This is a genomic window from Streptomyces sp. 184 (assembly GCF_045781775.1).
In the GTDB taxonomy this organism is placed as follows: domain Bacteria; phylum Actinomycetota; class Actinomycetes; order Streptomycetales; family Streptomycetaceae; genus Streptomyces.
Genome location: NZ_CP123230.1, coordinates 5,817,212 through 5,839,156, shown reverse-complemented (window position 1 = coordinate 5,839,156; position 21,945 = coordinate 5,817,212). Strand labels below are relative to the sequence as shown.

General features: G+C 73.8%; 22 protein-coding genes. 11 read left to right on the top strand and 11 right to left on the bottom strand.

What is annotated here, in order from left to right; genetic code table 11:
• Window positions 1-167 precede the first annotated feature (167 nt).
• The 3 genes from QBL21_RS24815 to QBL21_RS24805 all read right to left on the bottom strand — a co-directional run bounded on the left by QBL21_RS24815 (window position 168) and on the right by QBL21_RS24805 (window position 3,407).
• The gene (locus QBL21_RS24815; RefSeq protein WP_407566551.1) at window positions 168-956 is read right to left on the bottom strand and encodes an adenosylcobinamide-GDP ribazoletransferase; all 789 of its coding nucleotides are present in this window, start codon (window positions 954-956) and stop codon (window positions 168-170) included.
• 67 nt (window positions 957-1,023) lie between these two features.
• On the bottom strand, window positions 1,024-2,118 hold the full coding sequence (locus tag QBL21_RS24810) for a nicotinate-nucleotide--dimethylbenzimidazole phosphoribosyltransferase (RefSeq protein ID WP_407564431.1): 1,095 nt from the start codon (window positions 2,116-2,118) through the stop codon (window positions 1,024-1,026).
• A gap of 86 nt (window positions 2,119-2,204) precedes the next feature.
• Complete coding sequence (locus QBL21_RS24805; protein ID WP_407564430.1) at window positions 2,205-3,407, bottom strand: bifunctional adenosylcobinamide kinase/adenosylcobinamide-phosphate guanylyltransferase; 1,203 nt, start codon at window positions 3,405-3,407, stop codon at window positions 2,205-2,207.
• Window positions 3,408-3,512: 105 nt separating this feature from the next.
• On the opposite strand from QBL21_RS24805, the gene QBL21_RS24800 reads away from it, so the two are divergent.
• On the top strand, window positions 3,513-3,728 hold the full coding sequence (locus tag QBL21_RS24800) for a hypothetical protein (protein WP_407564429.1): 216 nt from the start codon (window positions 3,513-3,515) through the stop codon (window positions 3,726-3,728).
• A 139-nt stretch (window positions 3,729-3,867) separates the two neighbouring features.
• Here QBL21_RS24800 and QBL21_RS24795 read toward each other — a convergent pair whose 3' ends face one another.
• Window positions 3,868-4,419 (bottom strand): DUF3043 domain-containing protein, encoded by a 552-nt coding sequence (locus QBL21_RS24795; RefSeq protein ID WP_407566550.1) that lies wholly within the window; start codon window positions 4,417-4,419, stop codon window positions 3,868-3,870.
• 330 nt (window positions 4,420-4,749) lie between these two features.
• Here QBL21_RS24795 and QBL21_RS24790 point away from each other — a divergent pair, with 330 nt between their 5' ends.
• From QBL21_RS24790 to QBL21_RS24775, 4 genes are all read left to right on the top strand, one after another.
• Entirely contained in the window at window positions 4,750-5,562 is an 813-nt protein-coding gene (locus QBL21_RS24790; protein ID WP_407564428.1) for a PspA/IM30 family protein, read from the top strand.
• A 37-nt stretch (window positions 5,563-5,599) separates the two neighbouring features.
• Entirely contained in the window at window positions 5,600-5,878 is a 279-nt protein-coding gene (gene pspAA, locus QBL21_RS24785) for a PspA-associated protein PspAA (RefSeq protein ID WP_407564427.1), read from the top strand.
• Window positions 5,879-5,977: 99 nt separating this feature from the next.
• Window positions 5,978-7,441 (top strand): sensor histidine kinase, encoded by a 1,464-nt coding sequence (locus tag QBL21_RS24780; protein ID WP_407564426.1) that lies wholly within the window; start codon window positions 5,978-5,980, stop codon window positions 7,439-7,441.
• Window positions 7,438-8,160, top strand: a complete 723-nt coding sequence (locus tag QBL21_RS24775) for a response regulator (RefSeq protein WP_407564425.1) — start codon at window positions 7,438-7,440, stop codon at window positions 8,158-8,160. Before QBL21_RS24780 ends, QBL21_RS24775 begins: the two co-directional genes overlap by 4 nt.
• 81 nt (window positions 8,161-8,241) lie before the next feature.
• Here QBL21_RS24775 and QBL21_RS24770 read toward each other — a convergent pair whose 3' ends face one another.
• From QBL21_RS24770 to nadA, 3 genes are all read right to left on the bottom strand, one after another.
• Window positions 8,242-8,841, bottom strand: a complete 600-nt coding sequence (locus QBL21_RS24770; protein WP_407564424.1) for a methyltransferase family protein — start codon at window positions 8,839-8,841, stop codon at window positions 8,242-8,244.
• 152 nt (window positions 8,842-8,993) lie between these two features.
• A complete protein-coding gene (locus tag QBL21_RS24765) occupies window positions 8,994-9,869 on the bottom strand; it encodes a GNAT family N-acetyltransferase (RefSeq protein WP_407564423.1) in 876 nt (291 codons plus the stop codon).
• Between the two features lie 56 nt (window positions 9,870-9,925).
• The gene (nadA, locus tag QBL21_RS24760; RefSeq protein WP_407564422.1) at window positions 9,926-11,158 is read right to left on the bottom strand and encodes a quinolinate synthase NadA; all 1,233 of its coding nucleotides are present in this window, start codon (window positions 11,156-11,158) and stop codon (window positions 9,926-9,928) included.
• 260 nt (window positions 11,159-11,418) lie between these two features.
• On the opposite strand from nadA, the gene erpA reads away from it, so the two are divergent.
• Complete coding sequence (erpA, locus tag QBL21_RS24755; RefSeq protein WP_407564421.1) at window positions 11,419-11,772, top strand: iron-sulfur cluster insertion protein ErpA; 354 nt, start codon at window positions 11,419-11,421, stop codon at window positions 11,770-11,772.
• Between the two features lie 117 nt (window positions 11,773-11,889).
• On the opposite strand, the gene QBL21_RS24750 is transcribed toward erpA, so the two are convergent.
• Together QBL21_RS24750 and QBL21_RS24745 are read right to left on the bottom strand one after the other, a co-directional pair.
• Entirely contained in the window at window positions 11,890-13,626 is a 1,737-nt protein-coding gene (locus QBL21_RS24750) for a hypothetical protein (protein WP_407564420.1), read from the bottom strand.
• 86 nt (window positions 13,627-13,712) lie between these two features.
• Window positions 13,713-13,961, bottom strand: coding sequence for a hypothetical protein (locus tag QBL21_RS24745; protein ID WP_407564419.1), 249 nt, complete (start codon window positions 13,959-13,961; stop codon window positions 13,713-13,715).
• 146 nt (window positions 13,962-14,107) lie between these two features.
• On the opposite strand from QBL21_RS24745, the gene QBL21_RS24740 reads away from it, so the two are divergent.
• Window positions 14,108-15,097: a carbohydrate kinase family protein gene (locus tag QBL21_RS24740; protein ID WP_407564418.1), complete on the top strand. Its 990-nt coding sequence runs from the start codon at window positions 14,108-14,110 to the stop codon at window positions 15,095-15,097.
• 153 nt (window positions 15,098-15,250) lie between these two features.
• Here the strand turns inward: QBL21_RS24740 and QBL21_RS24735 are convergent, their stop codons facing one another.
• Window positions 15,251-16,702: a cysteine desulfurase/sulfurtransferase TusA family protein gene (locus tag QBL21_RS24735; RefSeq protein WP_407564417.1), complete on the bottom strand. Its 1,452-nt coding sequence runs from the start codon at window positions 16,700-16,702 to the stop codon at window positions 15,251-15,253.
• A 271-nt stretch (window positions 16,703-16,973) separates the two neighbouring features.
• Here QBL21_RS24735 and coxB point away from each other — a divergent pair, with 271 nt between their 5' ends.
• From coxB to QBL21_RS24715, 4 genes are all read left to right on the top strand, one after another.
• Window positions 16,974-17,972 (top strand): cytochrome c oxidase subunit II, encoded by a 999-nt coding sequence (gene coxB, locus QBL21_RS24730; protein WP_407564416.1) that lies wholly within the window; start codon window positions 16,974-16,976, stop codon window positions 17,970-17,972.
• Window positions 17,969-19,720 carry a cytochrome c oxidase subunit I gene (gene ctaD / locus QBL21_RS24725; protein ID WP_407564415.1) on the top strand — a complete coding sequence of 584 codons (1,752 nt, stop codon included), beginning with the start codon at window positions 17,969-17,971 and terminating at the stop codon, window positions 19,718-19,720. Before coxB ends, ctaD begins: the two co-directional genes overlap by 4 nt.
• Window positions 19,717-20,115, top strand: coding sequence for a cytochrome c oxidase subunit 4 (locus tag QBL21_RS24720; RefSeq protein WP_407564414.1), 399 nt, complete (start codon window positions 19,717-19,719; stop codon window positions 20,113-20,115). Before ctaD ends, QBL21_RS24720 begins: the two co-directional genes overlap by 4 nt.
• 116 nt (window positions 20,116-20,231) lie before the next feature.
• Window positions 20,232-21,485, top strand: coding sequence for an Ig-like domain-containing protein (locus QBL21_RS24715; protein ID WP_407564413.1), 1,254 nt, complete (start codon window positions 20,232-20,234; stop codon window positions 21,483-21,485).
• A 24-nt stretch (window positions 21,486-21,509) separates the two neighbouring features.
• Here the strand turns inward: QBL21_RS24715 and QBL21_RS24710 are convergent, their stop codons facing one another.
• Window positions 21,510-21,923, bottom strand: coding sequence for a hypothetical protein (locus QBL21_RS24710; protein WP_407564412.1), 414 nt, complete (start codon window positions 21,921-21,923; stop codon window positions 21,510-21,512).
• Window positions 21,924-21,945: the final 22 nt, after the last annotated feature.

The window sequence follows — 21,945 nt, the reverse complement described above, 5'->3', positions numbered from 1 at the left end:
GCGGGCGCCGCAGGGCCGGGCCCGGGGCCCGTCCGGCGGCACCGCGCGGTCCGCCGGGAGGCGCGCCGCCCGGTGCGTACGGGCGCGGGGCGGGGTGACGCGGCGAGTATGTGTGCGAGGGCTGCCCACCGCGGGACGGCGGTCGCCCGGACGCGGGCGAGGTCCGCTCAGCCGGGCCCCAGGACCGCGGCGACCAGGGCGGCGGTCGCGGCGGTCTCGGCCAGCGCGCCGAAGACGTCGCCCGTGACCCCGCCGAGGCGGCGTACGCAGTGGTGCCGCAGCAGCTCTGCGGCGGCCAGGCCGGCGGTGACCGCGAGCGCGGTGTGCAGCGCCGCGTACGGGCCGCACAGGAGCCCGGCCGCCGCCGCGAGGACCGCGCCGGCCGCCGCCGCCGAGGCCGCGGCCGTACGGGCGGACAGCACCCCCGCCACCGCGGCGCCCAGGCCCTCCGGGCGGGCCGGCGGAACGCCGGTGCGGGCGGCGAGGACGAGGGCCGCGCGGGCGGCGACGGCGGCGGCGGTGACGGCGAGGGCGGCGCGCACCCGGGAGCCGTCGTCGTACAGCTCGTACACCGCGGCGACCTGCCCGAGCAGCACCAGCAGCAGCGTGATCACACCGAACGGGCCGATGTCGGAGCGCCGCATGACCGCCAGCGCCCCGGCGGCGGGCCGCCCGCTGCCCAGCCCGTCGGCGGTGTCGGCGAGCCCGTCGAGGTGCAGGCCGCGCGTCAGCACGGCGGGCACGGCGACTGCCCCCACCGCGGCGACCGCCGGCCCGGCCCCCGCGAGCAGCAGCAGCGCGCCGGCACCGGCGGCGAGCAGTCCGGCCACGAGCCCGACGACGGGAGCCGCGGCCATCCCGCCCCGGGCGGCGGTGCGGTCCCAGCGGTGCACGCGCACGGGCAGCGCGGTGAGCGTTCCGAAGGCGAACCGCAGGGCGCTCAGGCCACCGGCCACGCCGCCCGCGGGACCCGCACCGCCCGCGGGTCCGGTGGCATCGGTGGCGTCGGCGGGGCCGTCACCGTCAGGTGATGTCGTCAACCGCGCCCTCGGCCGCGCCGTCGGCCGGCCCGGCCGGGTGCTCCGGCAGGTCCGACCACAGCTCGGCCGCCGCCTGGAGGAACGGCAGCGCCAGCAGCGCGCCGGCGCCCTCGCCGGTGGTGACCCCGTGGTCGAGGAGCGGGTCGATCGCGATGCGGTCCAGCGCCTTCTCCTGCGCCGGCTCGCCGCTCGACTGGCCGGCCAGCCACCAGTCGGGCGCGCGGAACGCCACCCGCTGGGCGACCAGCGCCGCCGCGGCCGAGACGACGCCGTCGAGCACGACAGGGGTGCGGCGCACCGCCGCCTGGAGCAGGAAGCCCGTCATCGCGGTGAGGTCCGCGCCGCCGACCGCGGCCAGCAACTGCAACTGGTCGCCCAGCACCGGCCGGGCGCGGCGCAGCGCGTCGCGGATCGCGGCGCACTTGCGCATCCAGGCCAGGTCGTCGATGCCCGCGCCGCCGCGGCCGGTGACCACGGAGGCGTCGGTGCCGCAGAGGGCGGCGACGATCGCGCCGGCCGCCGTGGTGCCGCCCACGCTCAGGTCGCCCAGGAGCAGCAGGTCGGTGCCGGAGTCGGCCTCCTCGTCCGCGACCGCCATGCCGGCCCGGAACGCCTCCTCGGCCTCCTCGGCCGTGAGCGCGTCCTCGACGTCGATACGGCCGGACCCGCGGCGTACGCGATGGCGGGTGACGTCCTTCGGCAGCGACTCCGGGTCGCAGTCGAGCGCCATGTCGACGACCCGCAGCCCGGCGCCGAAGCGGCGGGCGAGGATCGCGGAGGCGCTGCGGCCGTCGAGCGCGGCGCGGGCCAGCGCGTCCGCGGTGCCCGCGGGGCGGCCGGAGACGTCCAGCTCGGCGATGCCGTGGTCGCCGGCGAAGAGCACCAGGCGCGGTTCCGCGACCGGCTTGGCCGGCACGTTGCCCTGCGCCGCGGCCAGCCACTCGCCGAGGTCGTCCAGCCGGCCGAGCGCCCCGGGGCGCGGGCCGTGGGTCGCCCGCCACTCCTCGGCGTCCCGGCGGACGGCCGAGTCGGGGCGGTCGATGTCATTGATGAAGTCGTCCAAATTCAGGCCGCTCACCCGCGCAGATTACCCGTCGGGCGCGCATCCGACTCCGGTGCCCCCGGGATGACCGTGCGGCCCCGGCGGCGGCGGCGCGGAATCGATCAGCCCCGTAGCGCCAGTACCTGGCCCGCGACCACCAGCAGCACCTGCTCGCACTCCGCCGCCACCGCCGCGTTCAGCCGGCCCAGCTCGTCGCGGAAGAGCCGGCCCGCCGGGGTGGCCGGGACGACGCCCGAGCCGACCTCGTTGCTGACGGCGACGACGGTGCGGCGGGTGGCCCGTACCGCCGCGACCAGCTCGTCGACCCGCGGGCGTACGTCGCCGCCGTCCCACGCCTTCGCCTCGTCCATCGCGTCCGTCAGCCACAGCGACAGGCAGTCGACCAGCAGCGGCGGCGCGCCGTCCGCGGCGAGCAGCGGCACCAGGTCGCAGGTCTCGGTGGTACGCCAGCTCGCCGGCCGGCGCTCGCGGTGGGCCGCGACCCGCGCCGCCCACTCGCCGTCCCCCTCGCGGGTGCCGCCGGTGGCCGCGTACTCGACCTCCGGGAACGCCGCGAGCCGCCGCTCCGCCTCCACGGACTTGCCGGACCGGGCGCCGCCCAGCACCAGCGTGCGCCGCGGCACCGCGGGGCCGTCCGGGCCGTGGCCGACGACGAGGGTGTGCCCGTCCGGTACGGCCCGGGCCCCGGCGGCGGCGAGCCGGCGGTGCAGCTCGGGGCCGGGCGGCGGGGTCGGCCCGGACGCGTCGCCGGAGTGGCCGCCGAGGTGCACGCCGACGACGTCGGTGGCGGCGGTGACGGCGCCGTGGGCGCGCAGCCGCGCGAGTGCGTCGGGCCGGCCGAAGACGTCGAGCAGCACCAGGTCGTACGGCTCCACCGCGCCCTGGAGACCGGCCGGCGCGGCCCCCGGCGGCAGGTACAGCAGCCGCCCGCCGCCCGGCCCGGTGATCTCGTACCCGGTGCCGGGGGAGTCGACCGCGACGGCCCGCACCCGGTGCCCGCTGATCAGCGTCACCACCTGCCCCTCCGGCGCCCGCGACGGCGCCGGCACGCCCGCCGGAGGCGCCAGGGCCGGCCCGTCGTGCGGATGGCTGAGCAGCACCTGCATGACGCCCGACAGCGTCCGCCCGGCGCGGGCCGCGGCGAGCGCGGCGCCCGGCGTCAGGTCGAGCAGCACGATGCCGTCCACGAGGACGGACGTCGCCGCACGCGCCTCGTACCCGGCGGCGGCGGCGCACGCCGCGCAGGGGCAGCCGGGCCGCGGCAGCCCGGCGGGCGCACCGGTGCCCAGGAGGGTGATGTCCACACCCCGATCGTCTCGCGGGCGGCACCGCCGCGCCCGGGCGGGGCCGCGCTTCAGCGCTCTCCGTTACGCTGCGAGCGCACTATCCGGCGTGGGACGGAGGCAGTCATGGCAGCGTGGACCTGGCGGTTCGAGAAGGCCGACGGCACGGAGGCGACCCCGGCGGTGGAGCCGGAGGACTTCACGACCCAGGGGGATGCCGAGTCGTGGATCGGCGAGGTCTGGAAGGACCTGCTGGAAGGCGGCGTCGAGCAGGTCACGCTGCTGGAGGACGGGGCCGAGATCTACGGCCCGATGAGCCTGGAGGCGGCCGAGGGCGCGTGACGGCGTCGGGGCCGCAGGGGATCAGGGGCTCGGCGCGTCACGGCGCGCCGGCCCCGGCCCGCCCGCAGGGGCGGCGGCCTCCGGATCGTACGATCTCACGGGCGTACGCGGCGGTCTCCGCCCCGTACGCCCGCCGGCGTCAGGGCCGCTCGCCCCGCTTCACCTGCGGCTTCGGCAGCCGCATCCGGCGGAGCTGGAGCGTGCGCATCAGCGCGTACGCCTTGGCGCCGCGGTGGCTCTCGTCCGGGAAGCGCTCCTTGAGGAGCTTCTTCACCCGCACGGTGATCGCGATCGAGTCGAAGACGATCAGCACGATCACGAACAGCCACAGCAGCAGCGAGATGTTCTTGAGCCCCGCGGACGGCGTCATGCTGAGCAGCAGGATGACGATGGCCATGGGCAGGAAGAACTCCGCCACGCACCACCGCGAGTCCACGTAGTCCCGCACGAACTTGCGCACCGGGCCCTTGTCCCGCGCGGGCAGGTACTTCTCGTTGCCCGAGGCCAGCGCCTCGCGCTGGCGGGCCATGTCGGCCCTGCGCGTCTCCCGCGCGCGCTTCGACGCCTCCTTGCGTGTCACCGGCGTCTTGGCCATGGCGCGGCGCTGCGCCTGCGAGTCGCTGCGCTTGGGCGTGGGCCTGCCCTTGGGCGCCTCGGCCGGACGCACATGCTTGGTCTCCACCGCGCTCACCTCGGGCTCAGCGGACTGGTCATCCTTGGAACGGCTTCCGAACACAAGCCCAAGAATAGGGGCAGTCGGGTGTACGACCCAGACCCGAGGGGAACGATCCGGCAACGGCGTGCGTGTCACTACCTGTGGGGGCCGCAGCAGCCGGAGCCCCTACGGTCGTCTACTCCCTGGGCTGGAGGGCGGGCCCCTCCCGGTTCGTCCTGGAGGAGGAGCGCATTGGCGCCCAGGCAGTGCGGTAATAGAAGCAGGGCCCGTACTGTGGGTTCTACAGAGTGTGTGCCGAGGCTGAAGTCCGTCAGAAGGGGGCGCGCGAGGCCCATGAGCGGTGTCATGAAGCGGATGGGGATGATCTTCCGCGCGAAGGCCAACAAGGCCCTGGACCGGGCCGAGGACCCGCGCGAGACCCTCGACTACTCGTACCAGAAGCAGCTCGAACTGCTCCAGAAGGTGCGCCGGGGCGTCGCCGACGTGGCGACGTCGCGCAAGCGCCTGGAGCTACAGCTCGGGCAGTTGCAGAACCAGTCCGCCAAGCTGGAGGACCAGGGCCGCAAGGCGCTCGCCCTCGGCCGCGAGGACCTGGCGCGCGAGGCGCTGTCCCGCAAGGCGGCGCTGCACCAGCAGGTCACCGACCTGGAGGCGCAGCACCAGACGCTCCAGACCGAGGAGGAGAAGCTCACCCTCGCGGCGCAGCGGCTCCAGGCCAAGGTGGACGCCTTCCGGACGAAGAAGGAGACCATCAAGGCCACGTACACCGCCGCGCAGGCGCAGACCCGGATCGGCGAGGCGTTCTCCGGCATCTCCGAGGAGATGGGCGACGTCGGCCTGGCCGTGCAGCGCGCCGAGGACCGTACGGCGCAGATGCAGGCCCGCGCCGGCGCGATCGACGAGCTGCTGGCCTCCGGCGCCCTGGACGACCCGACGGGGATGGCGAAGGACGACATCTCCGCCGAGCTTGACCGGCTCTCCGGCGGCGCGGACGTGGAGCTGGAGCTCCAGCGCATGAAGGCCGAGCTGGCGGGCGGCCCCGCCGAGCAGCAGCAGGCGATCGAGGGCGGCCAGCAGGGCGCGCAGACGCCGCCGCAGCAGCAGGCTCCGCCGCAGGCGCAGCCGCCGCAGGACGCCCCGCGGTTCGACAAGCAGTGACAGCCCCTCGACGGGCTCGGAAGAACGGGAGAAGGCCGTGATCGTACGGATCATGGGGGAGGGTCAGGTGAAGCTGGACGACGGCCACTTCACCGAGCTCAACAAGCTGGACGACGAACTGCTCGCCGAGATGGAGAGCGGTGACGAGGCCGGCTTCCGGCGGACGCTCGGCGCCCTGCTGGACGCCGTGCGCTCGATGGGTGCCCCCCTGCCGGACGACTCGCTGGAGCCGTCCGAGCTGATCCTCCCGGCACCCGACGCCTCCCTGGAGGACGTCCGGGCCATGCTCAGCGACGACGGCCTCATTCCCGGCTGACCCCGGCTGACCCCGGCTGATCTCCACGCACTCCTCGGCCGCTCCCCGCCCCGGTCGTCAGGACCGGGGCCGGCCCCTCTCTGTGCAGGCACCACTGCCGTGACCCATCTCGCCGCTCTGCCCCGCTGGTTGCGGGCGCATCCCCTCGCGGCCGACGCCCTGCTGGCGGCGGCCGTGCTCGCCGTCATCCTCATCAGCGCCGTCTACCCCGACCGCGGGTCGAACGCGCCGCCGCCGGCCGACCTCGGGCCCGCCGAGGTCGTGCTCGCGACCGCGGCCAGCGCCGTCCTCGTCCTGCGGCGGCGGGCGCCGTGGGCCGTGCTCGCCGCCACCATGGGGCTGACCATCGCGCACGTCATCGCGTCCGCGGGCGACCCGCGCTCGCCGATCGCGCTGAGCGTCGTGGTCGCCCTCTACACCGTCGCCGCGCGCACCGACCGGCACACCACCTGGCGCATCGCGCTGCTCACCATCGGGGTGCTGACCTTCGCGATGATGCTCTTCGGCGACCGCCCCTGGTACGCGGACGAGAACCTCGGGGTCTTCGCCTGGACCGGCATGGCCGCGGGCGTCGGCGACGCCGTGCGCAGCCGCCGGGCGGTGGTCGCCGCCATCCGCGAGCGCGCCGAGCGGGCCGAGCGGACCCGCGAGGAGGAGGCGCGGCGGCGGGTCGCGGAGGAGCGGGTACGGATCGCGCGCGAGCTGCACGACGTCGTCGCGCACCACATCGCGCTGGTCAACGTCCAGGCGGGGGTGGCCTCGCACGTCATGGAGAGCCGCCCGGACCAGGCCAAGGAGGCGCTGGCGCACGTACGCGACGCCGGCCGCACCGCGCTGGAGGAGCTGCGCACCACCGTCGGGCTGCTGCGCCAGTCCGGCGACCCGCACGCGCCCACCGAGCCGGCGCCGGGGCTGGCGATGCTGGCGGAGCTGGTGGACGGGTTCGTCCGGGCGGGCACGCCGGTGTCGGTGGAGGTCTCCTCGGAGCTGGGCCCGCGCAGGACGGCGGTGACGACGCGGGTGGAGCGGGCGGCCGAGGTCGTCGGCGCGCTGCCGGCGGCGGTGGACCTGGCGGCGTACCGGGTGCTCCAGGAGGCGCTGACGAACGTCCGCAAGCACGCGGGGGCGGGGGCGCGGGCGGTGGTGAGCCTGTCGCGGGAGGCGGACGGGCTGGAGGTCACGGTCCGCGACGACGGCCGGGGCGCGGGCGCCACCGGTCCGGACGCCGACCGGGACGGCGCCGGGGGAGACGCGGACGGCGAGCGCGCGGGCGGGCTCGGGCTCGTCGGCATGCGCGAGCGCGCCGCCGCGCTCGGCGGCCGGTGCACGGCGGGCGACCGCGCGGACGGCCGGGAGGGCTTCGAGGTGCGGGTACGGTTGCCGCTGCGGGTGGCCGGAGACGCGGCCCCGGGCCGCGCCCCCGCCGGCGGCGGCACGGGCACGGCGGCGGCTCCGGGCACGGCCCGGGCGCCGCGGGAGACGAGCGGAGCACCCGGCGGTACGGGCCGGGGGCCCGGCTGTCTGCGCCGGGGTTCCGGCGAGGCGATCAAGGAGCAGGGTTGAGCGAGGTCCCGCCGCCGCGGACGCGGCCGATCCGGGTGGTGCTGGCGGACGACCACGCGCTGATGCGCAGCGCGTTTCGCGTACTGGTCGACTCCGAGCCGGACATGGAGGTCGTCGGCGAGGCGGGCGACGGCGCGGAGGCGGTGCGGCTGGTCCGCGAGGCGCAGGCGGACCTGGTCCTGATGGACATCCGGATGCCGGGGACCGACGGCCTGACCGCCACCCGGACGATCTGCGAGGACGACGCCCTGAGCCACGTACGGGTGGTGATCCTGACGACGTTCGAGGTCGACGACTACGTCGTCGAGGCGCTGCGGGCGGGCGCGTCCGGCTTCCTCGGCAAGGGCGCGGAGCCCGGCGAGCTGCTGGCCGCGATCCGGGTGGCCGCGGACGGCGAGGCGCTGCTCTCGCCCACGGCGACGAAGGGGCTGATCGCCCGGTTCCTGGCGGGCGGCGACGGGGCGGCGGGCGGCGCGGCGGACGGCACCGGCGGCCCGGCGGAGATCGAGCGGCTCGGGGCGCTGACGAGCCGGGAGCGCGAGGTGCTGGGCCTGGTGGCCCGCGGGCTGGCCAACGACGAGATCGCCGGGCAACTGGAGGTCAGCCCGCTGACCGTGAAGACGCACGTCAACCGCACGATGGCCAAGCTCGGCGCCCGCGACCGGGCCCAACTGGTGGTGCTGGCCTACGAGTCGGGACTCGTCCGCCCCGGCAGCTAGGCGCCGTCGCGCGAGCCCCGGCCCGCCCTGTCCGCCCGCGGGCAGGGGAGCCGGGGCGCAGGCGGGAGACCGCCGGCGGGCCTAGCTGAGCCGGCCGAGGCCCGGCACCAGCCGGCCGACCCGGCCGGCGTAGCTGACGTAGTCGGAGCCGTGGATGCGGATCAGGTAGGGCTCCTCGACCAGGCGGATCAGGATCTGGTTGGCGGTCACGAAGGCGGCGAACCCGACCAGGCCGACCACGTTGGGCACCATGAGGACCAGCCCCGCGCAGGTGAGGACCGCGGTGGTGGTGACCGGGTTGCGCACTAACCGGAACGGCCCCGACGTGATCAGCGGGGTCCGCTCGTCGGGGTCGACGCCGACCCGCCAGGAGTTGCCCATCGCGAGCTGCGCGGTGAACGTGGCGACGATGCCCGCCGCCGCCACCACCAGGCCGACGTACTCGACGGTGCTGCTGTCCACCACCGGGTCCAGCCCCACCATCGCGGCGACCGGGGAGGCGATGCCCAGGCCCAGATACCCGATGGCGCCCAGCGACTCACCCCACCGCTGCCCGGGGCTGTGCGTTCCCGTCTTGCGTCGCACGCCGTGGTCACCGGTGCGGCGCACCTGAATCAGTACCCGTACGCCCATCACCAAGGAGATGAGCACGATGAACATCACCAGAGCAGTAACGGCCATAGGTGTTGGCCTCCTTCCAGTCCAAGGAAGCTCTACACCTCACCCGGCACGCCTGAAACATCCTCGTCGCGTCTCTGTCAGCTTCCCGGCGTGCGCCGCACGAAGCCGCCGGAGTGCCAGGGGGTTTTCCGCCAGAGTCGGGCCCGGATCCGCTACAGGAACATCCCCGACGGGATGTACGGCGCGGGCGGGCGCATGCCCCGTACGCACACGTAACCCGCCGTCGTCAGCTCAAGGCCCGCCGACAGCCCCACGTCCACCGCCCACTCCTGGTCCGCCGTCAGATGGGCGACCCCCGCCGGCATCCCCGGCGAAAGGCTCAGCAGCGCCGCCGTGAGCAGCCGCGCCGCGATCCGCCGCGACGTCGCCGCCAGCAGCTCCACCCGGCCGTCGCGCAGGTAGGCGTACCCGCTGCCCGCGAGGTCGTCGGAGACGATGCACTGGTAGTGGCGCAGCAGTTCGGTGTGGTCGGGGCCGTGCGCGCCGCCGCGCAGCCTGCGGTCGACGGAGTCCATGAGGTCCCGCAGGCCGGGCCCGCCCTCGACGACCGCGCCCGTGGGCGGTTCGAGACCGGCGTGGTCGACGGTGCCGCGCAGCCGCATGGCGGGGTGCAGGGTGAAGCCCGCGGCGCGGTAGGCGCGGGCGGCGTGCGGGTGGCGGGAGCCGCAGACGAGGCCGCGCAGGCAGCCGCGCCCGTACGCCAGCGTGCGCGCGAGCAGCGCCTTGCCGAGCCCCTTGCCCTGCGCCTCCGGCGCGACGACGAGCAGCGACAGCCCCCAGGTGCCCTCGCGTCTGGTGGACAGCGCCGCGCCCATGGGCCGGCCCGAGTCGTCCATGGCCAGCCAGCAGCCGCTGGGGTCGGTGCGCGCCAGGTGCCGGACGACGCTGCGCAGGAGGATCGCGCGGTTCTCGTCGGGCTCCTCGGGCGGGTCGCCCTTGGCGGCGTGCGAGGCGGCGAACGCGGCGTCGGCGGTGAGGCGTACGGCCTCGGCGTCGTCCTTCGAGTCGCGGACCTGGCGCAGGATCATGAGGTCAATCCTCTGCCCTGCGCCGGGCCCGCGTCACCCCCCGCATCCCCGGTACGTCAGGGCAGCGCCAGCATCCGCTCCAGCGCGAGTTTGGCGAAGTGCTCCGTCTCCTTGTCGACTTCGATGCGGTTGACCAGCTTGCCGTCCGCGAGCGACTCCAGCGCCCAGACCAGGTGGGGCAGGTCGATGCGGTTCATGGTGGAGCAGAAGCAGACGGTGCGGTCGAGGAAGACGATCTCCTTGTCGGGGTGCTGCTTCGCCAGCCGGCGGACGAGGTTCAGCTCCGTGCCGACGGCCCACTTCGAGCCGGCGGGGGCCGCGTCGAGGACCTTGATGATGTGCTCGGTGGAGCCGACCCGGTCGGCGGCGGCGACCACCTCGTGCTTGCACTCGGGGTGCACCAGCACGTTCACACCGGGGATGCGGGCGCGTACCTCGTCGACCGAGTCGAGCGAGAAGCGGCCGTGCACGGAGCAGTGCCCGCGCCACAGGATCATCTTCGCGGCGCGCAACTGCCCGGTGGTCAGGCCGCCGTTCGGCCGGTGCGGGTTGTAGACGACGCAGTCCTCGGGGGCGAGGCCCAGGTTCCGTATCGCGGTGTTGCGGCCGAGGTGCTGGTCGGGCAGGAACAGCACCTTGCCCGCACCGGCGTCGCGCTGGGCGAACGCCCAGTCCAGCGCCCGCTCGGCGTTGGAGGAGGTGCATATGGTGCCGCCGTGCCGGCCGGTGAACGCCTTGATGTCGGCGGAGGAGTTCATGTACGACACGGGGACGGTGACATCCGCCACACCGGCGTCGGTGAGCACGTCCCAGCATTCGGCGACCTGCTCGGCGGTGGCCATGTCGGCCATGGAGCAGCCGGCCGCCAGGTCGGGCAGGACGACGGCCTGCGCGTCGGTGGTGAGGATGTCCGCGGACTCGGCCATGAAGTGCACGCCGCAGAAGACGATGAACTCCGCCTCGGGGCGGGCGGCGGCCTGCTGCGCGAGCTTGAAGGAGTCGCCGGTCACATCGGCGAACTGGATGACCTCGTCGCGCTGGTAGTGGTGGCCGAGGACGAAGACCTTCTCGCCGAGCCGTTCCCTGGCCGCCCGGGCGCGCTCGACCAGCCCGGGGTCGGAGGGGGCCGGCAGGTCGCCGGGACAGTCGACGCCGCGCTCGCTGGAGGGGTCCGCCTCGCGCCCGAGCAGCAGCAGGGCGAGGGGCGTGGGGGTCACATCAAGGTCCTGGGCGGTGGTCACAGCGCACTCCACCCTTTCTCGTCGGCTCTCGGCGGGCTGCCGGCGCATCCATTTTCGTCACATTGACGTTATTAATCATATCCCCTTCGCGTCAGGTTGACGATGGTGCTCGCGTCAATGTGACGAATGCCGCCCGCGCGCGTCGGCCCCGCCCCGTACGGCCGTCTCCGACCTCGGGCGGATGACCCGAAGTGGTGGCGTATGCGAGCATGAAAGGAGCAAGAAAGCGCGCGCCCGGCCGGAATGAATCGGGCGCGCGGCCGGTTGGACTCGATCGGCAAGCAGTCCACAACCCGGGAGACATGCGAATGACCGTTCAGGGCGAGACCACCGCAGTCGACGGCATCATTCTGTCCGACGCCGCTGCGGCGAAGGTCAAGAGCCTGCTGGAGCAGGAAGGCCAGCCGGATCTCAAGCTCCGCGTCGCCGTTCAGCCCGGTGGCTGCTCCGGCCTGCGCTACCAGCTCTTCTTCGACGACCGCGACCTCGACGGTGACGTCGTCAAGGACTTCGGCGGCGTCAAGGTCGTGACCGACCGGATGAGCGCGCCGTATCTGACCGGCGCGTCCATCGACTTCGTCGACACGATCGAGAAGCAGGGCTTCACGATCGACAACCCGAACGCCACCGGCTCCTGCGCCTGCGGCGACTCCTTCAGCTGACCGCCCGGTGCGCAACACGGGCCCGCGGGCCCGTACCGGCATGAGGAAGGCGGCGGAAACCCCCACGGTTCCGCCGCCTTCCGCTTGTGTGGGCGATGCCGCCCCGCGGACGTGCGCCTACTTCGCCGCCACCCGCTCACCGGTGCCCGCGTCGACGACCTTGCGGCCGTCGAGCGGCCCGGACAGCTCCACCTTCTCCGTGAAGCGCTTCGCGATCTTGATGCAGACCTGGCCCGGCTCCTTCTCCTCGCCGGTGAGCCGCACCGTGACCGCGCCGCCCGACTCCTGGGCGGTAGCCGCGTAGTCGGTGCACACGCCGCCCCAGAAGTGCAGCTTCAGGGTGCGCCCGGCCACGGAGTACGACTCGATGCCCACGGCGGTCGCCGCCCCACCGCTCTCCGGCCGCTCCTCCGGCGCCGACGACGGCGGCCGGGCCGGCTCGGCGGGCTCCACCGTCCCCGGCGAGCCGGGCTCGGAGTCACCGCCGGAACCGCTGCCGGAACCGGAGTCCGAGCCGCCGCCGGGCTCGTCGCCGGAGCTGCCGCCGCCATCCGGTCCGGTGCCCGGCGCGGACGACGGCGGCACCGGCTCGGGGGTCGGCGTGCCCGGGTCCGCCGAGGTGAGGTACTCGGGCGCGACGGCCAGCCGGGGCCACACGGTCGCGCCGGGCCTGCCCCCGTGGAACGGGGTCGGCGAGTCGCCCGTCACCTCGAAGAGCCAGGACGGCACCAGCGCCGTCCGCCCCTCCACCGACTGCGCGGAGAGCCCGAACTCGGCGCCGCGCACCTTGGTCGGCGTCAGCTTGCCCATGCAGGGGTCCACCTTGCCGGCCACCGGCTTGTGCGGCCCCGTGCCCTTCTCGTACGGCACCGCCGAGGCGCACGCCGGCGCCACCGCAGGCTCCTCGCCGGTGCCGGGGCGGGGCTTGTTCAGCTCCTTCAGCGCCGCGTCCGCCGTGATCACCGGGTACGTGTGCTCCTCGGCCGGCTCGACCAGGTAGCCGTTGCCGCCGGTCACCTGCCCGTCGCCGGCTATCTGGACGGACGTCTGCCAGCCCGCCGTCGGCAGCCCGCCGACGACCGGCTCCGCGGTCACCGTGCGCACGGCCCCGAACGGCTCGGCGACCGCCACCTCCGCGTCCCGCTGGTCCAGGGCTTCGAGCACCGGCTCCGCCGCCTTCTTCGCCGCGGCCTCCGGCAACGCCTCGCCGTCCGGCCCGTCGGGCGGGGTGGCGGGGGCGGCGGCGCAGTCCGAGGACGCCACCGCCGCGTCCGGGTCGCCGCCGTCCGGTTCCACCGGCAGCGGCGTACCGCAGTCGCCGCCCGCGTACTGCTGGAACGACCAGGCGCCCGGCGCCTCCGGCTGGACCTGGAGCAGCGGCCCCTGCCCGTCGCGCGAGATGCCGACGCGCCAGCCGCCGCCCTCCTGCCGGGGCTCGCCGTCCACACCCAGCGCCTTCGCGAGCCGCGCCACGTCGGCGGCCCGCACCCGGCCCTCCGGCTTGAACACCGGCGCCTCGTCCGGCCCCTCGGGCAGGTCGCCGACGACCCGCAGCGGCTCGCCGCCGGCCGCCGCGGAATCCAGGGAGAGCCCGTCGAGGCGCAGCGGCGGCGGCTGTCCGCCCTTGCCGGAGTCCGCGCCGCCGTCGCCCGTCCGGTCCACCACGTACGCGACCCCGCCGCCCGTCAGCATCACCGCGGCGGCGACGGCCGCGGCCACCAGCACGCCGGGGCGGCGCCGGCCGCCGTCCGGGTGGCCGGGGCCGTCCGGTCCGTCGGCGTCCCGGCCGTCCGGCCCGGACGCGCGGGCGTGCGCCGGCTCGGGTTCGGGCTCGGGGGTGTGCTCGGTGCTCACCGTTCGGCTCCTTCGTCGGGGATGCCGATGAGACGCGGGTCACGCGGATCCGGTTCCCACCGGAGGGAGCCGACCGGGCGGAGAGGTCAGTCGCCGTACTCGGACATGCCGCGGAGCAGGTCCGCGGACGCCGTCGGCACCATGATCCGCGCCAGACCGCTGATCCGGGTGTCCGGTACGTGCCCCGAGGGGGTGCGCGCGTATCCCGACCAGTGCGGCGCCATCCGGGCGCAGTCGGTGCGCAGCTCGGCCAGGCCGCCGTCCAGCTCCAGGGGGGCCGCGACCTGGAAAGCCGGCGGGAGAGGGTTGGCGGGGGCCCGCATGTCCTTCTGCATGTCTCGACCGTACGCACCCGGCGCGGCGAGGGGTAAGACCTACTATTAGGTAGTTCTTGCCAGGCGGACCCCCGCCGGAGGTGTGCGTTCAGCCGGTAGCGTGAGCGGTACCCGCGTTACCTGCCCCGCCTACAGGAGCGTACGCCGTGCATATTGCCGTTTCCGGCTCCATCGCGACCGACCACCTGATGACCTTTCCCGGTCGGTTCTCCGATCAGTTGGTCGCCGACCAACTGCATACCGTCTCGCTGTCGTTCCTTGTCGACAAACTGGACGTGCGCCGCGGCGGAGTCGGACCCAACATCTGCTTCGGCATGGGCCAGCTCGGCACCCGCCCCATCCTCGTCGGCGCGGCCGGCGCCGACTTCGACGAGTACCGCGACTGGCTGGAGCGGCACGGCGTCGACACCGGCTCCGTACGCATCTCCGAAGTGCTGCACACCGCGCGCTTCGTCGTCACCACCGACGCCGACCACAACCAGATCGGCTCCTTCTACACCGGTGCCATGAGCGAGGCCCGGCTGATCGAGCTGAAGACCGTCGCCGACCGCGTCGGCGGCCTCGACCTGGTCTCCATCGGCGCCGACGACCCCGAGGCGATGCTGCGCCACACCGAGGAGTGCCGCACCCGCGGCATCCCCTTCGCCGCCGACTACTCCCAGCAGATCGCCCGCATGGAGGGCGACGGCATCCGCACCCTCACCGAGGGTGCCGCCTTCCTCTTCTCCAACGAGTACGAGAAGGGGCTGATCGAGTCCAAGACCGGCTGGGGCGAGGAGGAGATGCTGACCCACGTCGGCACCCGCGTCACCACGCTCGGCGCCCGCGGCGTGCGCATCGACCGCGCCGGCGAGGAGCCGATCCTCGTCGGCTGCCCGGAGGAGGAGCGCAAGGCCGAGCCGACGGGCGTCGGCGACGCCTTCCGGGCCGGCTTCCTGTCCGGGCTGAGCTGGGGCGTGAGCATGGAGCGGGCGGCGCAGCTCGGCTGCATGCTGGCGACGCTGGTCATCGAGACCGTCGGCCCGCAGGAGTACGAGCTGCGGCGCAGCAACTTCGTGGCGCGGTTCACCAAGGCGTACGGGCAGGACGCCGCCGCCGAGGTGCAGGCGCACCTGCCGGACACCGTGCAGGACTAGGGGCGCGCAGCCGCCCGCGGGCGCCCGGTCGGACGTACGCACCGGCCGGGCGCCCGCCGCGTCCGGCCGGCGTGCCCGTCCGGTACGGACCGTCCGTGCCGCCCGTGCCGTGCCCCCCCGTGCCGTGCCGTCCAGGCCGTACGGACCGGCCGCTCAGCTCGTGCGCCGCACCCGGTAGCCCGTGCCCCCGCCCGCCACCGGCTCCTCACCGACGTACTCCTGGCCCCGCATCTGGCACCACGCCGGGATGTCCAGCCGCGCCGCCTCGTCGTCCGAGAGCACCAGCGCCGTGCCGCCCACCGGCACCTGGTCGAAGACCTTCGCCAGCTCGATGACGGGGATCGGGCAGCGCCGGCCGAGCGCGTCGACCACCAGCTCCCCGGCCGCCGGCGCCGCCTCCCTGGTACCGCGCGCGGGCCCGCCCAGCTCCGCCCGCACCCCGGCGACCGCGTCCGGCAGCACCCGCAGGAAAGCCTCCACCTCCTCCGCCGCCGTCCCGCGCGGCAGCGACACGCGCACGTTGCCCTCCGACAACACCCCCATGGCCGCCAGCACATGGCTCGGTGTCAGCGTGCTCGACGTGCACGACGACCCGGACGAGACCGAGAACCCCGCCCGGTCCAGCGCGTGCAGCAGCGTCTCCCCGTCCACGTACAGACAGGAGAACGTCACCAGGTGCGGCAGCCGGCGCTCCGGGTCGCCGACCACTTCCACGTCCGCCACCGCCTCCGGCACCCGGGCGCGGATGAGGTCCACCAGCGCCCGCAGCCGGGCGTCCTCGGCCGCCGCCTCCGCGCGCACGGCGCGCAGCGACGCCGCCGACGCGACGATCGCCGGGAGGTTCTCGAAGCCGGGCGCCCGGCCCGACTCCCGCTCGTCCGCCGGGCCGGGAGGAGCGAAGCGCGTCCCCTTGCGCACCGCGAGCAGCCCCACGCCGGGCGGCCCGCCCCACTTGTGCGCGCTCGCCGCCAGCAGCGACCACGGCCCCGCGACCCGCCCCCAGCCCACCGACTGCGCCGCGTCCACCAGCAGCGGCACCCCGGCGGCCCGGCACTCCTCGGCCACCTCGGCGACCGGCTGCTCGGTGCCCACCTCGTGGTTGGCGGACTGGAGGCAGGCCAGCGCGGTGTCGGCGCGCAGCGCGGCGGCGTACGCCCCGGGCGCCACCCGCCCGCCGCGGTCGACCGGCACGTACGTCACGTCGTCGCCCGCGGCACCGTCGGGACCGGCCGCCGCGTCCCTGCCCTCACCCCCCGCGGCCTTGTTCCCGCCCGCCGCCCTGTGGATCTCGGCCGAATGGAGCACGGCGGAGTGTTCGACCGACGACACGATCAGGTGCCGGCCGGTGCGCCGCCGCCCCGCCAGGGCCCCGGCGATCCCGTCGTGCACGGCGCGCGTACCCGAGGACGTGAACACCAGCTCGTCCGGGCGGCAGCCGACGAGTTCCGCGGTGGTCTCGCGCGCGGCGTCCAGCAGCAGCCGCGCCCGGCGGCCCTCCCGGTACAGCCGGGCCGGATCGGCCCAGCCCTCGTCGAGCGCGGCGAGCAGCGCCTGCCGGGCGATCGGGTGAAGCGGGGCGGACGAGGCGGCGTCGAAGTACGGCACCCGACCACGCTAACCCCTGGTCCGGGCGGCGGGCCGGGCGGACCAGGAGGCCCTGCGGAAGCCCTGTGAGGGCCCTGCGGAGGCCCGATGGGGGACCGGCGGGACCGAGTTGGGGCCCGCCGCCACCCCTTCGGAGTGCCCCCGGCGCGCCAGGGCACCCTCCCCGAGCGACCCCAAATGGCGTCCAGTAGGGTTTGGTCCGCGTAAACATCCAAACCTGCTGCCCGCGCGCCCGAAGGGACCGTGGGCGAGACTCTCGGGAAGGCGCTACGTGAGTCACAACGGCTCCGACCTCCCCCGCGGCCGCAAGGCAGCCGCGGGAGGTACCCGCTCGCCGCGGCGCACGATGCGGCGAAGGCTGCCGCAGGCGCTGGCCGCGGGCCTGGTCCTGGTCACCCTCTCCGGTTGCACCTACAAGGACTTCCCCCGCCTGGGCATGCCCTCGCCGGCCACCGAGGAGGCGCCGCGGATCCTTTCCCTGTGGCAGGGCTCCTGGGCCGCCGCGCTGGCCGTGGGGGTCCTCGTCTGGGGGCTGATCCTGTGGAGCGTCATCTTCCACCGCCGCTCCCGGACCAAGATCGAGGTCCCGGCCCAGGTCCGGTACAACCTGCCCATCGAGGCGCTGTACACGGTCGTCCCGCTCATCGTCGTGGCGGTGTTCTTCTACTTCACCGCGCGCGACGAGAGCAAGCTGCTGGAGACGTCCGAGAAGCCGGACCACGTCATCAACGTGGTCGGCTACCAGTGGAGCTGGGGCTTCAACTACCTGGAGAACGTGGACGGCGACGCCGCCACGCCGGCGAAGCGGCCCAAGGAGCTGGCCGCCATCCCGGACCGGGACTACGAGGGCGTGCCGAAGGGCGCCGAGGGCGTCTACGACTACGGAGTGCCCGCCAGCGAGAACGAGGACACCGGCAACCCGGGCCCCACGCTGGTGCTTCCCAAGGGTGAGACGGTCCAGTTCGTACTGACCTCCCGGGACGTCATCCACTCCTTCTGGGTGGTGCCGTTCCTGATGAAGCAGGACGTCATCCCCGGCCACACGAACGTCTTCGAGGTGACCCCCAACAAGGAGGGCACCTTCATGGGCAAGTGCGCCGAGCTGTGCGGCGCGGACCACTCCCGGATGCTCTTCAACGTGAAGGTGGTCTCCCCGGAGGAGTACCGGCAGCATCTCCAGGAGCTGGCCGCCAAGGGCCAGACCGGGTCGATCCCGGCGGGCATCCCTCAGACCGACGCCGCTAGGAATGCGGAGACCAATCAGCAATGAGCATCCTCAACGAACCCCAGGGTGCGGCGACCGCGGGCGCGGACGATGACGCCTACGAGGACGAGGTGCCGGCGCGCCGCCGCGAGCCCGGCAACGTCGTGGTGAAGTGGCTGACGACCACCGACCACAAGACGATCGGCACGCTGTACCTGGCCACGTCGTTCTTCTTCTTCATCATCGGCGGCATCCTGGCGCTGTTCATGCGCGCCGAGCTGGCCCGGCCGGGCACGCAGGTGATGAGCAACGAGCAGTTCAACCAGGCGTTCACGATGCACGGCACGATCATGCTGCTGATGTTCGCGACGCCGCTGTTCGCGGGCTTCGCGAACTGGATCATGCCGCTCCAGATCGGCGCGCCCGACGTGGCGTTCCCGCGGCTGAACATGTTCGCGTACTGGCTCTACCTCTTCGGGTCGCTGATCGCCGTCGCCGGCTTCCTCACCCCGCAGGGCGCGGCCGACTTCGGCTGGTTCGCGTACACACCGCTCTCCGACGCGGTGCGCTCGCCGGGCGTCGGCGCCGACATGTGGATCATGGGTCTGGCGCTCTCCGGCTTCGGCACCATCCTCGGCTCGGTCAACTTCATCACCACCATCATCTGCATGCGGGCGCCGGGCCTGACGATGTTCCGGATGCCGATCTTCACCTGGAACGTGCTGCTCACCGGTGTGCTGGTGCTGCTCGCCTTCCCGGTGCTGGCCGCCGCGCTGCTGGCGCTGGAGGCGGACCGCAAGTTCGGGGCGCACATCTTCGACCCGGCCAACGGCGGTGCGCTGCTCTGGCAGCACCTCTTCTGGTTCTTCGGCCATCCAGAGGTGTACATCATCGCGCTGCCGTTCTTCGGCATCATCTCCGAGGTCATCCCGGTCTTCAGCCGCAAGCCGATGTTCGGCTACATCGGCCTGGTGGCCGCCACGATCTCCATCGCCGGCCTGTCCGTGACCGTGTGGGCGCACCACATGTACGTGACAGGAGGAGTGCTCCTACCGTTCTTCGCGTTCATGACCATGCTGATCGCGGTGCCAACGGGAGTGAAGTTCTTCAACTGGATCGGCACGATGTGGAAGGGATCACTGAGTTTCGAAACACCGATGCTCTGGTCCATCGGCTTCCTGGTGACCTTCACCTTCGGCGGTCTGACAGGTGTCATCCTGGCCTCGCCACCGCTGGACTTCCACGTCTCCGACTCGTACTTCGTGGTGGCCCACTTCCACTACGTGGTCTTCGGCACCGTCGTCTTCGCGATGTTCGCCGGCTTCCACTTCTGGTGGCCGAAGTTCACCGGCAAGATGCTCGACGAGACGCTCGGGAAGATCACCTTCTGGACGCTGTTCATCGGCTTCCACGGCACGTTCCTGGTGCAGCACTGGCTGGGTGCCGAGGGCATGCCCCGGCGGTACGCGGACTACCTCGCGGCCGACGGCTTCACCGCCCTGAACACCTTCTCGACGATCAGTTCGTTCCTGCTCGGCATGTCGATGCTGCCGTTCTTCTACAACGTGTGGAAGACGGCGAAGTACGGCAAGAAGATCGAGGTCGACGACCCGTGGGGCTACGGCCGCTCGCTGGAGTGGGCCACGTCCTGCCCGCCGCCGCGGCACAACTTCACCTCGCTGCCGCGCATCCGTTCCGAATCGCCGGCCTTCGACCTGCACCATCCCGAGATCGCGGCGGCCCAGGTCGGAGGCGGCCACAGCCCCGGTGACAAGACTCTCGTCGGCGGGGGCAGCGAAGGGGAAGCCAAGTGAAGATCCAGGGCCACATGTTCGGCTGGCTCGCCGCCTTCGTGCTGATCGCGGCAATCGTCTACGGCTACTGGTCGAAGGAGCCGGTCGGCACCACCGCGCTGTTCCTGGCCTTCGGCCTGACCGCGATGATCGGGTACTACCTGGTCTTCACGGCCCACCGGGTCGACACCGGGGCGCAGGACAACAAGGAGGCGGAGGTCGCCGACGACGCCGGCGAGCTGGGCTTCTTCAGCCCGCACAGTTGGCAGCCGCTCTCGCTGGCGATCGGCGGTGCGCTCGCCTTCCTCGGCATCGTCCTCAACTGGTGGCTGCTGTACTTCTCCATCCCGGTGATCCTCGTCGGCCTCTACGGCTGGGTCTTCGAGTACTACCGCGGGGCGGACCAGAACCAGTAGCACGACCTACAGCACAGCCTCACCGAGGGGGCCGCGGCACGCCGAACGGGTGCCGCGGCCCCCTCGTATGGCCCACACACCGCGCGTCGGCTGGACCATCTGCCTAGCGTGTGATCATGAGCCAAACGCCCCGTCGCCGCACGGCAGTCAACTGTTCCCTGCTGTTGGTCGCCCTCGCCCCCGGCCTCGCCGCCTGCGGCGCCGACGGGCATCCGCTGGCCCGGGAGCCGGGTGAGCCCACCGGGCCGATAACGCTGGCCGGCCTGGCCGGTGACACCCGGCTGGCCGACCCCGCGGACGACCTGGAGGTGACCGCCGGGGGCCGGGCGCGCATCACGGACGTCACGGCCGTGGACGAGAGCGGCCGGTACGTACGCGGCCGGCTGTCCGCCGACGGCCACACCTGGCGCAGCACGGTGCCGCTGGCCGCACGCTCCGCGTACACCGTCGACGTGGCCACCGAGAACGACGACGGCGCGCCCGGCCGCAAGCGGCTGACGTACCGTACGTCGGCGGCGAAGGCCAAGAAGCCGATGAAGGTCGAGCTGGGCCCCGGCAAGGGCACGTACGGCGTCGGCCAGCCGCTGACGGTGAAGCTCAGCCGGGCGGTGCGGACGCAGGCCGAACGGGCCGTCGTCGAGCGCGGGCTGAAGGTCGACTCGACCCCGCGGGTCGAGGGCGCCTGGTACTGGGTCGGCGGCAAGGAACTGCACTACCGCCCCCGGGAGTACTGGCCCGCGGGCACCCGGGTCCGGCTGGAGAGCCGGCTGGAGGGCGTGAAGGTGCGCGAGGGCGTCTACGCCGGTGCCTCGAAGCCCGTCGAGCTGAGGATCGGCGACCGTATCGAGGCGGTCACCGACGCCTCCGCGCACGAGATGACCGTCTACCGCAACGGCGAGCAGATCAACACCATCCCGGTCACCACCGGCAAGTCGGGCTTCGAGACCCGCAACGGCAAGAAGGTGGTGCTGGAGAAGCAGTCCCTCGTGCGGATGACCGGCGACAGCATCGGTGTCGGCGGCACCTCGGAGGACTACGACCTGGAGGTGTCGTACGCGACGCGGGTCACCTGGAGCGGCGAGTACGTGCACGCCGCGCCGTGGTCCGTCGGCTCGCAGGGCGCGGCGAACGTCAGCCACGGCTGCACCGGGATGAGCACCGACGACGCCGCCTGGTTCTTCAAGACCGTACGCCCCGGCGACATCGTGGAGGTCGTCAACAGCTACGGCGAGGACATGGCCCCGTTCGGCAACGGCTTCGGGGACTGGAACCTGTCCTGGACCAAGTGGCAGGAGGGCAGCTCCCTGACGCCCGGTGTACGCGACGGAGGCGGCCCGTCCGACGCGAACCGGCTGCGGCCCGGGGTCTGAGCCGCCGGGCCGCCACGCCCGCTCTCAGGCGCCGACGGCCAGCTTCGTGCGCAGCACGCCGGCCAGGCTCTCGGCGAGCGCCGCCGGGTCGACCGGGTGCGCCACGGTGGCCTCCGCGCGGCTCCACGTGGCCAGCCACGCGTCCTGCGGCCTGCCGATGAGCAGCAGGACCGGCGGGCACCGGAAGATCTCGTCCTTGATCTGCCGGCACACGCCCATGCCGCCGGCGGGCACCGCTTCGCCGTCGAGCACGCAGGCGTCGATGCCGCCCCGCTCCAGCTCGGCCAGCACCGCGGGGAGCGTGGCGCACTCGACGTACTCCACCGGCGGCAGATCGGCCGCCGGCCGGCGGCCGGCGGCGAGCCGGACCTGCTCGCGCGTGTTCGCGTCGTCGCTGTACACCAGCACGTTGACCGGTGCTGCGGCCGTCGACTGCATCGTTCCTCCGGTGGTTCTCGGG

What these genes read in the sequence shown, in the direction of transcription:
- QBL21_RS24770 (WP_407564424.1), bottom strand. Translation starts at nt 8,841, where the DNA reads ATGGCCGTTACTGCTCTGGTGATGTTCATCGTGCTCATCTCCTTGGTG.
- QBL21_RS24800 (WP_407564429.1), top strand. Translation starts at nt 3,513, where the DNA reads ATGGCAGCGTGGACCTGGCGGTTCGAGAAGGCCGACGGCACGGAGGCG.
- QBL21_RS24715 (WP_407564413.1), top strand. Translation starts at nt 20,232, where the DNA reads ATGAGCCAAACGCCCCGTCGCCGCACGGCAGTCAACTGTTCCCTGCTG.
- QBL21_RS24710 (WP_407564412.1), bottom strand. Translation starts at nt 21,923, where the DNA reads ATGCAGTCGACGGCCGCAGCACCGGTCAACGTGCTGGTGTACAGCGAC.
- QBL21_RS24790 (WP_407564428.1), top strand. Translation starts at nt 4,750, where the DNA reads ATGAAGCGGATGGGGATGATCTTCCGCGCGAAGGCCAACAAGGCCCTG.
- erpA (WP_407564421.1), top strand. Translation starts at nt 11,419, where the DNA reads ATGACCGTTCAGGGCGAGACCACCGCAGTCGACGGCATCATTCTGTCC.
- QBL21_RS24765 (WP_407564423.1), bottom strand. Translation starts at nt 9,869, where the DNA reads ATGATCCTGCGCCAGGTCCGCGACTCGAAGGACGACGCCGAGGCCGTA.
- ctaD (WP_407564415.1), top strand. Translation starts at nt 17,969, where the DNA reads ATGAGCATCCTCAACGAACCCCAGGGTGCGGCGACCGCGGGCGCGGAC.
- QBL21_RS24745 (WP_407564419.1), bottom strand. Translation starts at nt 13,961, where the DNA reads ATGCAGAAGGACATGCGGGCCCCCGCCAACCCTCTCCCGCCGGCTTTC.
- nadA (WP_407564422.1), bottom strand. Translation starts at nt 11,158, where the DNA reads ATGCGCCGGCAGCCCGCCGAGAGCCGACGAGAAAGGGTGGAGTGCGCT.